Here is a 13,892-nt window from a genome sequence, read left to right on the forward strand (position 1 = left end):
CAAATATAATCATTTTACATGATGTGATTTCAAGAGTAAACTGGATTCACGGATGAAGGATAAAGTAAGTAGTGGTGGAAGACTAGCGGGACCCCTCGATGGGACCAGGCTTTCGCCAGCCTATCCGCGTCACCATGATATATAGATGAACTCAGACGTAGAGGGAGGCATTACATAAGGGAATTATCAAGAATTTGACAAATCGCCAGAGTGTAACTATATTGAACCTAGTGGGGCATGACAAGAGAAATTACATTTCATCCTAAGCAGCTGAATCACGATTAATGAGACAATTTGAGATTCAGAAGCACAGGTTTGCTTATAATTCCGAGTAAACAGATGAAACTAATAGATTCTTAAAACTCCGCTACCGAATCCAAGGGAGGAAATACAGATGACCATTCAAGATAAAAAGCAGTTGCCGTCGCTGGAGGCCTTGTTTCAGCCGTATACGAACGGAGCGCTCAGCTTGTCCAACCGGCTTGTGATGGCTCCGATGACGCGAGGATTTGCGCCGGGCGGCGTGCCCGGGGCGGATGTGGCTGCCTACTACCGTAGGCAGGCAGAGAACGGGATCGGCTTGATCGTGACGGAAGGAACGGTCATCAACCATCCTGCCTCGTCGGCCAATCCGAACTGGCCGTCCTTCTTCGGAGCGGAAGCCCTGGAGGGCTGGTCGCGCGTAGTGGCTGAAGTGCATGAGGCGGGGGGAAAGATCATTCCCCAGCTCTGGCATCTCGGGACCGCCAGGAAGGTCGGCAGCCTGCCGAACCCGGAGGTGCTGCCGGCAGGACCATCCGGCCTCGACGCTCAGGGAGAAAAGGTCAATGAGCCTTTGACGGAGTCGGAGATCGCGGATCTGATCGAGGCTTATGCACAGGCTGCGGCCGATGCCCAGAGCACGGGCTTCGACGGTATCGAGCTGCATGGCGCGCACGGCTATCTGATCGACCAGTTTTTCTGGGAGAGAACGAACCAGCGCACGGACAAGTATGGTGGAGATCTGGTTGCCCGCACCCGGTTCGCTGTCGAAGTGGTCCAGGCGATCCGTCAGAAGGTCGGTCCGGACTTCCCGATCGTGTTCCGCTTCTCCCAGTGGAAGGGTGCGGATTATAGCGCCAAGCTTGTGCAGACGCCGGAGGAGCTTGAGCAGTTCCTGGCTCCGCTATCTGATGCCGGAGTCGATATCTTCCATGCCTCTACCCGCCAGTTCTGGCAGCCTGAGTTCGAAGGCTCGCCGCTGAATCTTGCCGGATGGACCAAGAAGCTGACGGGCAAGCCGGTCATTACAGTAGGCTCAGTTGCGCTGGAGAATGATTTCGCGGAGCATCCCGAACGGATACAGCGGCTCGCGGACATCCTCGAGCAAGGCGAAGCCGACCTGGTGGCAATCGGCCGGTCGCTGCTGGCCAATCCGGAATGGGCGTCCAAGGTACGCAGCCACAATACGGATGACTGGGCGACCTACGATGCCAAGATTCTGGCGACATTGAACGGATAAAAAGGGAAGAGGGCGCCTGGCGCCTGTCCGAACCGAGAAGAGCAGGATGAGCAGGGGATCGAACCCGGCTTATCCTGCTCTTTTTTGACTGAATCATCCATGAACGCTACGGTTCAAAAGGCTCCGCCTGCTGCTGCCCGGAAGAAGCCTTGATCGCTCGGATATGAGCGGTCAGCAGCTCAATAAAGCTGCGCGCGGCTTTCCCCATGTACTTATCCTTCAAATAAATAACGCCGACCTCCCGGCGCATCGCGGGATTCGCCAGCGGAATCACGACAAGTCCATCCTGCCGATAGAGCTCCAGGAGTGTCTTGGACAGGATGGAGATACCTGCTCCCGAGCGGACCAGCATCAGGATGGACTCGATGGTCGTCGTCTCGATCTTCGGCTTCAAATCCGTGCCCAGTGTGGTGCAGACGACATCGATCATCTGCCGGCAGCGGTGACTGGCCGGGAACATGATGATCGGCTCTTGAAGAACCTCTTCGAATCCGATCGTCGCTTGACCAGCCAGCGGATGATCGGCCTGCGCCACTACATAAAAATCCTCCTCGTACAGGGGCTGCTTTCGAAATCGCTCATCCTCAAGCGGCAGGATGGTCACGGCAAAGTCGAGGTCATTGGCAATCAGAGGCTCTACAACATCTTCAACGCCGAACAGCTTAATCTGAATATGGGGATATTGGCTATGAAAATCGATCAGCACCCGGGATACCAGTTCATTAATCTCTCCGATCAGTGCCCCGATGGATAGCGTACCGCGCTCCAGCTGCTGCAGCTCCATAATCTCTTCACGGGCTCCAGCCAGCGAGCTGAAAATATGGCTGCAGTGAGTCTGCAGAATGCGCCCGGCTTCGGTGATCGTAATTTTCTTCCCGATCCGGTTAAACAGCGGAAGTCCCAGTTCATCCTCCAGCAGCTTGATCTGATAACTGAGGGTCGGCTGAGTCACGCCAAGCTTCTCGGATGCCCGGGTGAAATGAAGCTCCTCGCAGATTGCTTTAAAGCACTCCAGTTGTCTTAGCTCCACAACAAACCACTTCCTTCGATGTTCTACAGAGCTTCTTTATTAGTGTAGGTGAATCCAATTGATTTATCAATACTGGCAATTAGATAGGAATGATAGATGAAATAGATGATGCGGACAAGAGGTGTGGTTTTTAGACATGCTTAATTGATTTAAAAATTAAATGATTATCATAGAAACAATTGTATTGATCTATAATTTGACTTGCCCCACAATAAGTCCATCACAGAGAAACTGAATAGAAGGATGGGATGGAATGGGGAGAGAACAGGCAAGTCAATTTTCACAGGGTCAATTGGACAGGTCTGCAGGATGGAGGCTGCCGGTCGCGCCTGCTTCGTTTTTTGCGATGACGCTAGGGCTGGCGGAGACGGGGAATGCCCTTCGCTTCGCTCACGATACATGGGGGCTGCCGCGAATCTGGGGAGAGATCTTGGAGATGCTCGCGGTGCTTTCGTTTCTATGGTGGGGATGGCTGTATGCGAACAAATGGATCAAGCACCGGTCCGCGGCCCAGAATGAATGGCGTGACCCGGTTCAGGCTTCATTCGTCGCACTGGTGCCCGAATCGCTGATCTTGCTGGCGCTGGCGCTCCTGCCTTATCAAACAGCCGCCGCCCACACGGTGTTCTGGATCGGCTCGGCGACCAATCTTGGCTACGCCGCTTACCGGTTGGCGGGCATGTGGACAGCCCCGCGACGGAGCGAGCAGGTGACGCCGTCGTTATTTCTGACTTACACGGCCAGTGTACTGGTGAACTCGCTTGTGGCCGGGTTGTTCGGGTACCAGCAGTACGGCTGGATGGTGTTCGGCATCGGAACGGTCTCCTGGATAATTCTGGATTCCGTGCTGCTGCAGCAATTGATCACGGGCGAATTGGATGCCAGAACTAGAAATTTCATGGGAATTTATATGGCCCCTGCGGCGATCGTGCTGGTGGCGTACCAGGTGCTGAGCGGACATTCTGCCGACTTCCTGACGTATGCTTTGGCCGGCTATGCGCTTTTTCTGACGGTTTCCCTGGTGTTTTCCTACAAGTGGCTCCGGCAGCAGGCCTTCGCGCCAGGTTACTGGGCATACACCTTTGGGTTAGCGACTGTCGCGCAGGGCTTCCTGCTGATGGCCCGGCAAGAGCATAGCCCCATATTCCAGCTGGTGACAGGCCTCGTATTGGCCGCTTCGCTGCTGCTGACGCTTGTGGTCGCTGTCGGAACCCTCTATTTGCTGGGCCGAAAAGCTTATTATCCGCTGGCACCGGCCGTTCCAGCGCCAAGCAAAGTCTAGGGATTGTTATGTGAAAGGAGGAAGCGAGGGGCAGATTGTTTTTCGATCTGCACAGCTAAAAGATTCACGAAAAGCCGGGAAATGAGCGGGTATCGCTCACTTCCCGGCTTTTTCCACAGCTTCCAGCCCGAGCGACCACACGCTGCCGAGCAGTGAAGAGGAGCGAAAAAAACTCGAAATAAACGATTGACGGATACACGTGAATTAGCTATACTCGGATGCATTGATTTAAATAGTAATAATTACGATATTGATGCTGCAGGTAACGGATGGATGCAATGGGGAGAGAGAATGAATGCTCAAGTATATGCTGCAGCGGCTGCTGCTGACGATTCCGGTGCTGCTCGGCACGTCCGTTATTTCGTTCGGTTTGATGAGCTTGACACCGGGCGATCCGGCAGAGATTATGCTCCGCTCGGGTGGCATCCAGCCTTCGCCCGAGGCCGTCGCAGCCGTGCGCATCCAGATGGGACTGGACGAGCCTGTCTATGTGCAGTACATCCGCTGGCTATGGCGCATGCTGCATCTGAACCTGGGCCTTGCTTACAGCAGCGGCAAGCCGGTGGCGGACGAGCTGCTGGGCCGCTTCCCGGCCACACTGGCTTTGGCAGCCGCTGCCGTTCTCGTGCTGCTGCTGATCGCGCTGCCGCTGGGTGTCGCTTCCGCAATGCTTCCCGGAGGCTGGATCGACCGGCTCGGCCGGGCGGCTGCGATGGTGAGTACCGCCATGCCGGGTTATTGGCTCGGGTTGCTGCTGCTCTACTATGGAGCCGTGAAGCTGAACTGGTTCCCGGTCACGGGAATGGACGGTCTTGGCAGCGTCGTGCTGCCTGCGCTCACCTTGGGCTTCGGGATGGCGGGTACATATATCCGGCTCATTCGCTCGGGGATGCTGGATGCCCTCCGCCAGAGCTATATCCGGTCGGCACGGGCCAGAGGCTTGCGGGAGTCTGTCGTCATCGGCTCGCATGCCCTACGTAATGCGCTGCTGCCGGTGTGGACCCTCTTCGGCATTCACTTCGCTCACTTGCTCGGGGGCGCGGTGGTTGTGGAGACGATCTTCGCCTGGCCGGGCATCGGTAAATTTGCCGTCGATGCGATTCTAATGAAGGACTACATAGCGATTCAAGGCTATGTCCTATTCATGGTCTTGATCGTCGTAGCTGTCAACCTGCTGGTCGATATCGGCTACAAGCTGCTGGACCCGAGAATCCGGCTCGGGAAGGCGTCGTGAGGGGAGGAGATCATATGTCACATACGGCAAGCTTCTGGAGAAAGGCTTCCTTGTGGACGGGAGGCATTATCGTCATGACCGCGGTGCTGGTCGGCTTATTCGCTCCTTACTTGACGCCGACAGACCCGCTGCTCGTCAATATCGAGATCCGGCTGAGCCCGCCTTCGCCCGAGTACCCGCTCGGGACCGACCATCTGGGACGCTCTGTGCTGTCCCGGCTTATTGCCGGGACCCGTGTCTCGCTATTCTATGCGCTGCTGGTTCTTGGAGCGGTGCTGATCATCAGCGTTCCGATCGGGCTGGTGGCCGGTTATGTCGGCGGCCGGACTGATCAAGTGCTGATGCGGATCATCGATATGGTGCTGGCGTTCCCAAGCCTGATTCTGTCGCTGGCAATCGCCGGACTGCTCGGCCCGAGCCTGCGCAACCTGCTGCTGGCCTTCGTGCTGGTCTGGTGGGCCGGGTACGCCCGCATCATCCGCGGAATTGTACTGCAGATCAAGGAGCGGGATTATATCATGGCCGCCCGCGCTTCCGGATCCACACATGCGCAGATCCTGCTGCGTCACATCGCCCGCAATGCGGCCCGGCCGATGCTTGTGCTCGCTTCGATCGAGATCGGCTCCATTCTGCTGTCGATCTCCGGATTATCCTTCCTGGGACTTGGCGCGCAGCCGCCAGCTCCGGAATGGGGCGTTATGCTGAATGACAGCAGGCCGTATATGCAGACCATCCCGCGCCTGATGCTGATGCCCGGGCTGGCGATCATGACGGTGGTCATGGGCTTCAATCTGCTGGGCGAGGGATTGCGCCAACCCGAATCCCAGGACAAGCAGTGGTGACAAGGAGGGGATAGGATGACGAAGAACCAAGCGCTGCTGCGCATCCGGCAGCTGAGCGTACACTTCGGAGCGGGAGAGCGAGCCCCCCGGGCGGTGCAGGAGGTAAGCCTTGACGTGCATGCCGGTGACATCGTTGCGCTGATCGGCGAGAGCGGAAGCGGCAAGTCCGCCACTGCCTTATCCGTCTTCGGCTTGCTCGGCCGTCCCGGCCGCATCGCCGCCGGAGAGATATGGCTGGGCGAAAAGGACCTGCTGCGGATGAAGCCGGGGCAGCTGCGCCGTACCCGGGGGAGGGAGATGGCGATGATCCTGCAGGACCCGGGGAACAGTCTGAATCCGGTGCTGCCGATCGGCACGCAGATGATCGAGACGGTGCGTCAGCACAGGCGCGTCTCCCGGCGGGAGGCCCGGATGATCGCTATCGATCAGCTCGGGCGAGTCGGTCTGCCGGAGCCGGAGGGGCTGCTGCGTCGGTATCCGTTCCAGATCAGCGGCGGCATGTGCCAGCGCGTCATGATCGCGCTGGCACTCGTCTCCGGCGCTCGGCTGCTGATCGCGGACGAGCCGACGACGGCGCTCGACGTGATGATCCAGGCGCAGATACTGGAGGAGCTGGACCGGCTGCGCCGGGAGAGCGGCCTAGCGATCCTGCTCATCACTCATGATCTGGGTGTGGTCGCCGAGAAGGCGGACTTCGTCTACGTGATGAAGGAAGGCCGTATCGTCGAGGCGGGCGACGTTCATCAGATCTTCGAGCGTCCTGCCCATCCATATACCCGGGAGCTGCTGGACAGCCGCTTTCTTCATCGGGATGCTCCGGCTATGGAGCCGCCGGGCGCCTCCATAGCCGGAGAGGAGGTGGAGTATGCTGATCGAAACTCAAGCCCTTACCAAACAATACAGGCACCAGAGGGGGTGGTTATCCCGGGCTGAGGCTGTAACAGCCGTCGATCGTGTTTCCCTGCAGCTCGAGCAGGGGATGACGCTTGGGCTGGTCGGGGAAAGCGGAAGCGGCAAAAGCACGCTGTCCAGGCTGCTGCTCGGCCTGGAGCCGGCCACCTCCGGCCGCATCCTGTACCGGGGAGAGGATATTACCGGCTGGAGCTTCCGGCGCATGCAGCCGCTCCGTGCGAAGATGCAGCTGGTGTTTCAGAACAGCTTCGCTTCCTTCGATCCGCTATTTACCGTGGAGCAGATCGTCGCTGAGCCTCTGTTAAACGGCCCTAAGCTGTCCGCTCAGGAGCGCAGGAACAAGGTGCTGGAGCTGCTAAGCCTGGTGGAGCTGGACCAGCGTTACCTGAAGCGGTACCCGCATGAACTAAGCGGAGGCCAGCAGCAGCGGGTCGGGATCGCCCGCGCCCTCGCGCCGGGGCCGGAGCTGCTCGTCTGCGACGAGCCCTTCTCCAGCCTGGACTTCCCGCTGCGCAAGACGATGCTTGGGCTGCTCCTCAGGCTGAAGAGACAGCTCGGCCTTACGGTTCTGTTTATTACCCATGATCTGTCCCTGGTCTCTGAGCTCTGCGACCGCGTGGCCGTGATGTATCGTGGCCAAGTCGTCGAGACGCTCCCCGGCGGGCAGATTGCCGGGACCTGCACCCATCCGTACACCCGCCAGCTCTGGCAGGCGGTGCCGGTGCAAGCCCCCCGCTATCGGAAGCCTAGAGATTTGCAGATGAAGGAGACCTGATGATGAACGTAAAGAAGCAAAGAAAACACGCTGGTTGGCGCATCGCGCTGGCCGCTGCCCTGGCGCTGGTGCTGCTCTCGGGCTGCACCTCGAACAAACCGGGCCAGGAGCCTGCCGGAGCCCCGGCAGAGGCCAAGCCCGCCTCGGCCGCTCCAGCTCCCGACAAGCAGATTGTGGTCGCGGTCGCGTCCGATCCGGCGCTGGATCAGCTGGATGCAGGCGCGTATAAAGGGTTCATGGAAGCCCACGCGATGGTGTATGACAGCCTCGTCGAATACGGCGAGAAGGGCAAGATCATGCCGTCCCTCGCCAAGTCCTGGGATATCTCGGACGACGGCAAGACGTATACGTTTCACCTGCGGACCGGTGTAGTCTTTTCCGACAAGACGCCGTTCAATGCAGCAGCCGTGAAGTTTTCGTTCGAGCGCTGGTATAAAAATCCGGCCAACGCGTCGCTGAATGTCGCCAAGAAGCTCAGGGACATTCAGGTGGTCGATGACGCCACAATCCTCTTTACGTTCGACAGCGCGTATTATCCGCTGCTGACCGAGCTTACCTTTGCCCGCCCGGTTCGGATCATCAGCCCGTCGGCCGTGGAGCCTGCTGGCGACCCGAACGGCCAGTTCAAGAAGCCGGTCGGCACAGGCGCATGGATGGTCGACAGCTACAAGAAGGATCAGGAGGGCGTGCTGGTCCGCAATCCGAACTACTGGGGCCAGGCTCCGCTGCTGTCCAAGATCGTGCTGAAGGTCATCCCGGATGCGCAGTCTCGTGTGCTGGCGCTGCAGAGCGGGGCGGTCGACATCTCTGGCGGCCAATCCGGCAAGGTGCCCCTGGATAATCTGGCGATGCTGAAAGCCGACGCCAAGCTGTCCGTCCCGCAGACCCCAGGGACGAGCTCGCACTTCCTGATTTTCAACTATAATCAGCCGCTGCTGCAAAATGTGAAGGTACGCCAAGCGATTAACCTCGCGATCGATAAGAGGAGCATCGCCGCCAAGCTGCTCGGAGGTACGGGGGCTGAGGCTCAAGGCTTGTTCCCGCTGACCGTTCCCTATGTGACGGAAAACAATAACAAATGGTACGGCTACGACGCCGCTCAGGCTAAGAAGCTGCTGCAAGAAGCTGGATATACCGATGCTGCGGGCAAAGGCATCGTCGAGAAGGACGGCAAGCCGCTGGAGCTGCGCCTCGTCCTGCAGCAGACAGAGTTCCCGGAGTGGAAGCCGATTGCGGAGTATGTGCAATCCAAGCTTAAGGAAGTCGGCATTAAGCTGAATCTGCAGGTGCTGGAATCCAATGCGTACTATGATGCCCTATGGAAGAATAAGGAGTACGATCTGATCATCTACCGGACGTATTCCGATGCCTATAACCCGCATGCGTTCCTAATGTCGCTGTTCCACCAAACCGGCGATACGCCGGCGGTTGCCTGGTCGGACAAGACGTTGGAGACGCTGATCGACGAGGCGGTCGCCTCGACGGATACGGGACAACGCCAGGCGAAGTACGATGCCTGGTTCGCCAGGGCGCGGGAAGAGGCCATCTATGTCCCGCTCTATTATCCGGACGATTTGTATACCGTCAACAAGCGGGTTCAGAACTTCAAGCTCGGCTACACGACCTATGCGCCGGTGCCCTGGAACCAGCTGGACGTGTCCAAGTAACGTGCTTGCTGATAATTTTCCCATCATTTTCTATAGGAATGGAGCCTAGAATCGATGCAGCTCAAAGACATCTCCCGGTATTGGACCTCGTCGTCTGCCGGGTATAACAAGGTCGTGCAGACGCAGGTTCGCAGCCGAAAGACGGTACAGCTCTGGAAGTCGCTGCTGCTGGAGGGGCTAGGGACGAAACGGTCTCAGCGCGTGCTCGATGTAGGCACGGGACCCGGTTTCTTCTCCCTGCTGCTGTCAGAGATGGGGCATCATCCAACCGCCGTAGATGCTTCGCCCGGTATGGTCGAGACGGCGGCCCGTAATTTCCTGGAGGCGGGGCTGGACATCCCGGTTTACGAAGGGGATGCACGCCGAGCGTGACGCTTCGCTCGACGCGGTCGTCTGCCGGGATGTCGTCTGGACGCTTCCCGATCCGGCCCGTGCCTACGCGGAATGGTTCCGCGTATTGAAGCCGGGCGGAACCCTGGTCGTATTCGACGGCGATTACTTGTACAAGGAGCCGGAAGGCCTGCTGTACCGGCTGTGGTATGCGTTGTCCTGGACGCTCATTCTGCTGACGGAGTGGCGGGTCCGCAGGCGGACGAGCAAGGATCAGCCGGCGCTCGGCGAGCTGCCCTTCGTCCAGGTACTCCGCCCGGAGGCGGATGAGACCGCACTTCGGCAGGCGGGCTTTACGATCAGGGAGATCCGGCGTAACTTTATTCCGGGCTACAAGTGGTCCCTGAACTATCTGAAATACGGATGCCAGACCGGCGTCCGCTTTATGATCATAGCCAAAAAGGAGCTGTCAGCATGAGTGTAAGAGGAGAGATGCAGACGTATTGGGAGGGCGAGGCGCAGCTGTACGGAGAGGGTATCCGCAAGGAGCTGCAGGGCTTCGAGAGAAAGGCTTGGAAGGAGCTGATCCTGGAGCACGCTCCCGGACAGGACAAGCTTGATGTGTTGGACATTGGCTGCGGGCCGGGCTTCTTCTCGATCATTCTGGCTGAGGAGGGACACCGGGTCACGGGCATCGATTGCACGGATAATATGCTGGCCGAAGCGCGGGGACATGCGGAGGAAGAGGGCGTCCAGGTCGCCGAGTTCCGCAAGATGGATTCGCACCGGATGGAATTCGAGGACGAGCAGTTCGATCTGATCGTCTGCCGGAATCTGACCTGGACGCTGGACGATCCGGCATCCGCGTATGCCGACTGGCACCGGGTGCTGCGCAAGGGCGGACGCCTGCTGATCTTCGATGCGAACTGGAACCGCCATCTGGTGGATGAGGATATGCGTCGGCAGCATGAAGAAGACTTGCAGGCCTACGTGGAACGCGGCTTTGGCGAGCCTCCGCAGCATGTCGACTGGGAGGAGTCCGACCGGTTAAGCCGGCTATTGCCGCTGACGCATGAATGGCGGCCGGCCTGGGATGTGCAAGTGCTGAACAAGCTTGGTTTCGCGGAGGTATGGACGGCCGAAAACCTGAACGAACGCATATTGGATGAGCGCCAACAGGTGCTGAGCCGGTCCACGCCGGTCTTTATGGTCGGCGCGCAGAAGTAACCGCCATAATAGTGTCAGAAGAAAATAAACGGTTAGACTGAAAATAAAGTATTTTCTTAATGCTTAGGTTAAGATAAGTCCTCTGTTTTAGAACTACATGTTACCCGCGTACGTTCTTTAATTAGTAATTGGAAATGGAATATAATGAGGAGGACGTAGCCCAAGCGAAGGCGCGGAAGCGTCCTTTTTATTGATCTAACGGGCAATTTAGTTATATCAATTTTCTTTGTAATAATTGGTCTATATAATTAGGGAGGGGAAAAGAAATGGGTATAAGATTAGCAACTAAAAATGAACTCCAATGGGTAAATGAACAGTATCAGAAAATAGGCTTTGTGCCGAGTAATTTAGAAAGTGAAACAATTGCAATAGTTACACATAAGGATAAATTTGCAGGAGTTGGAAGGATTGTTTATCTTAATGAAAAAGAGGCTGAAATTGGCGGTATATATATATTGGATGAGTTCAGAGGACTATCGCTTGCAAATGAGTTAGTTGATTACTTGGTAAAGGAAACTAAAAAAAATAATTTAAAAGAAGTGTACTGTCTACCATTTGAAGAGTTAAAGCATTTTTATGGAAAATTTGGTTTTGGAGAATTTGACTATGAGGGCAAACAAATTAACAATCATATACTAAAGAAGTTTCAATGGTGTTTAGACAACTATGAAAAGAAGGTTTTATTACTTAAATTATAATACTTCTTCTTCAAGCAACGGGGAACGTTTGTTCAATAAATAGGCTTTTACCACTTTTGAGAACATGCTAAAATACCTTAATACCAGTCTTACACTGCCTTACACTGAACATAAATAGCCCATTGCATGTAAAATTGGAAATAAGAAGCTTCCAAATTACAGTGATGGGCTCATTTACATTTTTCTAAGCGCTACACTACATTAGACTGACGTGGGCGTTAAGCTAACGGGCAGGATAGTTGCAACCGTCGATGATGGAACAAACAAAGCAATGGGCAATCGCTCGAAGCTCCCATCATTTATCAGTCCGGCCATTTCGTACACGTTGATACTGGCGTTCCCGATCGAACCTCCTCCAACCGAGGGAATCATGTTGGTTTATCGTCGGCGTTATTTTACTTAAATACCACTTGACTGGAGAACAATTAAGGGCTAGTATAATGTCAGTCACCACTGACAGTCATAATTGCGTATTCTACAGAAAGGGAGCTGATCATGCGCCAAAATAAGCAAGGGACAGCGGAGAAATTGATACGTGCTGCGGTCGATTTGATTTCGGAGAAAGGCTATAACGGCGTCACGACGCAAGAAATCGCCAATGCCGCAAACTTAAGCGAAAAAACGCTCTTTCGACATTTCGGAAGCAAGCAAAAATTGCTTGAAACCTCCCTCGAACGATTTCAGTATGCCGAAGAGATGCGAATATTCTTCAGCGAGCAGCTTTTGTGGGAGTTAGAAAATGATCTCCTATCCATAAGCAAAAAATATCATGACATCATGAACCGCGACCGAAAATTAATACAAATCGCCATAAAAGACGAGGTCCATATTCCGGGCTTTAAAGAACGTCGATTGCAACATCCTCGCCAATTGTTGACGTTACTGACAGATTATTTGATTACCATGAATGAAAAAGGAAAAATAGTTTGTTCGAACCCCACCATGCAAGCATTCACGTTCATGATGGCGCAATATGGCGCGTTTATTAATGATTTGGAAGCCGGGAACAACTATCCTGGTATCAGTCTCAAACAGTTCATACAAGAGAATGTAAAGATCTTCGTCAGGTCTTTGACCATCTCTTCCCCAAGCACACCGTAAAAAGGAGCTGTAGAAGAAATGATGAACGAGGAAGTTTCCGCCTTTATCGAAAAACTTAATCAACCATGGCAAATCGAAGTCAGCAACCGACTTCGCCAGCTGGTACATCAATTCATTCCGGAAGCCGAAGAACGCATTCAATACAAAAAGCCCCATTTTCTGAAAAATGGGCATTATGCGGCGGTTATTTCACCATCGAAAGATGCTATCGCATTCATGATTATGAATGCATCCGGCCTTACGTTTCCGAAAGGATTTGAAGGGCCTGACGAGAGGAAATGGCTAAAAATCCGCAAAGAGGATACACCCGATTACGATCTGCTGGCGAATCTGCTGGTTCAGGCTTCCAGCAAACTGTAGCATTGACGGATTGTTGGTACATTCACAATTATATTGCGGGGTGTAAGCACCCTTCCAAAACAAGGAGGATTCACGTGAGCAGCATTCCGAACCAATCGTTTGAAATCGCATTTACGCGTGTATTCGATAGCCCTCGCGAACTTGTTTTTAAAGCATGGGCGGAGCCGGAGCATTTTGCGAAATGGTGGGGACCAAAGGGGTTTTCTCTCGAAGTCGTCAAAATGGATGTTCGACCAGGCGGCATGTTTTTAGGTTATCAGACGTCTCCCGACGGGAGTCACGTCATGTGGGGGAAATTTACCTATCAAGAGGTAGTCGCACCCGAGAAAGTGGTTTTTATCCAATCCTTTTCCGATGAGCAAGGCAACACGATCCGAGCGCCTTTTAACGCGAATTGGCCTCTTGAAATTATGAATGTCATCACACTCGAAGAAAACGACGGGAAAACTACCTTGACGCTGAAAGGCGGCCCTCTGAATGCATCCGTCGAGGAGCAAGCGGCCTATGACGGTATGGCGCCAATGCTTAAACAAGGCCTCGAAGGTACTTTCGATCAACTCGCCGACTACCTGGCTAGCCAGAAATAAATTGCGATATAAGAAGGTTGGTAATATTTTAACATTCTCGTGTGAGAATTCTTATTTCTTAACAAACGGGTACGTTAGCTCAATGATGGCAGCGGTAGTCTAAGACTTTATTTTCGAGTCCTAGACCGCCGCTGTTTCATTTTGCATGGTCAGTCTAATACTTAAATCTTGAAAGCTTACAAAAACTCACTTTATTTCTCCGTATTTATCAAGCACTCAAGTCTAATGTAGTGTAGTGCTTATGAAAAGTAAACAAGCCCATAACCGTATTTGGAAGTAAATTAATTTTCCAATTTATAAGGGTATGGGCTCTCTTTGCTCCTAAATAAGGCAGTGTAGGTTCTTA

At 54.6% G+C, this 13,892-nt stretch carries 15 protein-coding genes; 14 read left to right on the top strand and 1 reads right to left on the bottom strand.

Annotation, left to right across the window (positions count from 1 at the left end; genetic code table 11):
• The first annotated feature begins 394 nt into the window (after positions 1-394).
• Positions 395-1,501: an NADH:flavin oxidoreductase gene (locus WMW72_RS27495; protein WP_341418788.1), complete on the top strand. Its 1,107-nt coding sequence runs from the start codon at positions 395-397 to the stop codon at positions 1,499-1,501.
• 106 nt (positions 1,502-1,607) lie between these two features.
• Here the strand turns inward: WMW72_RS27495 and WMW72_RS27500 are convergent, their stop codons facing one another.
• Positions 1,608-2,531 (bottom strand): LysR family transcriptional regulator, encoded by a 924-nt coding sequence (locus WMW72_RS27500; RefSeq protein WP_341418789.1) that lies wholly within the window; start codon positions 2,529-2,531, stop codon positions 1,608-1,610.
• Positions 2,532-2,784: 253 nt separating this feature from the next.
• Between WMW72_RS27500 and WMW72_RS27505 the strand changes: the two genes are divergently transcribed.
• From WMW72_RS27505 to WMW72_RS27565, 13 genes are all read left to right on the top strand, one after another.
• Positions 2,785-3,813 carry an SLAC1 family transporter gene (locus tag WMW72_RS27505; protein WP_341418790.1) on the top strand — a complete coding sequence of 343 codons (1,029 nt, stop codon included), beginning with the start codon at positions 2,785-2,787 and terminating at the stop codon, positions 3,811-3,813.
• Between the two features lie 295 nt (positions 3,814-4,108).
• Entirely contained in the window at positions 4,109-5,047 is a 939-nt protein-coding gene (gene nikB / locus WMW72_RS27510; protein WP_341418791.1) for a nickel ABC transporter permease, read from the top strand.
• A 14-nt stretch (positions 5,048-5,061) separates the two neighbouring features.
• The gene (gene nikC / locus WMW72_RS27515) at positions 5,062-5,889 is read left to right on the top strand and encodes a nickel transporter permease (RefSeq protein WP_341418792.1); all 828 of its coding nucleotides are present in this window, start codon (positions 5,062-5,064) and stop codon (positions 5,887-5,889) included.
• Positions 5,890-5,904: 15 nt separating this feature from the next.
• Positions 5,905-6,822, top strand: coding sequence for an ABC transporter ATP-binding protein (locus WMW72_RS27520; protein WP_341418793.1), 918 nt, complete (start codon positions 5,905-5,907; stop codon positions 6,820-6,822).
• Positions 6,755-7,576: an ATP-binding cassette domain-containing protein gene (locus tag WMW72_RS27525; RefSeq protein ID WP_341418794.1), complete on the top strand. Its 822-nt coding sequence runs from the start codon at positions 6,755-6,757 to the stop codon at positions 7,574-7,576. The genes WMW72_RS27520 and WMW72_RS27525 overlap by 68 nt, the downstream gene beginning before the upstream one ends.
• A complete protein-coding gene (gene nikA, locus WMW72_RS27530) occupies positions 7,576-9,243 on the top strand; it encodes a nickel ABC transporter substrate-binding protein (RefSeq protein ID WP_341418795.1) in 1,668 nt (555 codons plus the stop codon). Before WMW72_RS27525 ends, nikA begins: the two co-directional genes overlap by 1 nt.
• A 54-nt stretch (positions 9,244-9,297) precedes the next feature.
• Positions 9,298-9,615: a class I SAM-dependent methyltransferase gene (locus WMW72_RS27535; RefSeq protein ID WP_341418796.1), complete on the top strand. Its 318-nt coding sequence runs from the start codon at positions 9,298-9,300 to the stop codon at positions 9,613-9,615.
• Complete coding sequence (locus tag WMW72_RS27540; protein WP_341418797.1) at positions 9,599-10,051, top strand: class I SAM-dependent methyltransferase; 453 nt, start codon at positions 9,599-9,601, stop codon at positions 10,049-10,051. Before WMW72_RS27535 ends, WMW72_RS27540 begins: the two co-directional genes overlap by 17 nt.
• On the top strand, positions 10,048-10,800 hold the full coding sequence (locus WMW72_RS27545; protein WP_341418798.1) for a class I SAM-dependent methyltransferase: 753 nt from the start codon (positions 10,048-10,050) through the stop codon (positions 10,798-10,800). Before WMW72_RS27540 ends, WMW72_RS27545 begins: the two co-directional genes overlap by 4 nt.
• Before the next feature lie 266 nt (positions 10,801-11,066).
• Entirely contained in the window at positions 11,067-11,498 is a 432-nt protein-coding gene (locus WMW72_RS27550) for a GNAT family N-acetyltransferase (protein ID WP_341418799.1), read from the top strand.
• Between the two features lie 495 nt (positions 11,499-11,993).
• Positions 11,994-12,599: a TetR/AcrR family transcriptional regulator gene (locus WMW72_RS27555; RefSeq protein WP_341418800.1), complete on the top strand. Its 606-nt coding sequence runs from the start codon at positions 11,994-11,996 to the stop codon at positions 12,597-12,599.
• A gap of 21 nt (positions 12,600-12,620) precedes the next feature.
• Positions 12,621-12,959 carry a DUF1801 domain-containing protein gene (locus WMW72_RS27560; RefSeq protein WP_341418805.1) on the top strand — a complete coding sequence of 113 codons (339 nt, stop codon included), beginning with the start codon at positions 12,621-12,623 and terminating at the stop codon, positions 12,957-12,959.
• A gap of 74 nt (positions 12,960-13,033) precedes the next feature.
• The gene (locus WMW72_RS27565) at positions 13,034-13,546 is read left to right on the top strand and encodes an SRPBCC domain-containing protein (RefSeq protein WP_341418801.1); all 513 of its coding nucleotides are present in this window, start codon (positions 13,034-13,036) and stop codon (positions 13,544-13,546) included.
• The last annotated feature ends 346 nt before the right edge of the window (positions 13,547-13,892 follow it).

The sequence above is a fragment of the Paenibacillus filicis genome (genome assembly GCF_038070315.1).
GTDB lineage: Bacteria > Bacillota > Bacilli > Paenibacillales > NBRC-103111 > Paenibacillus_G > Paenibacillus_G filicis.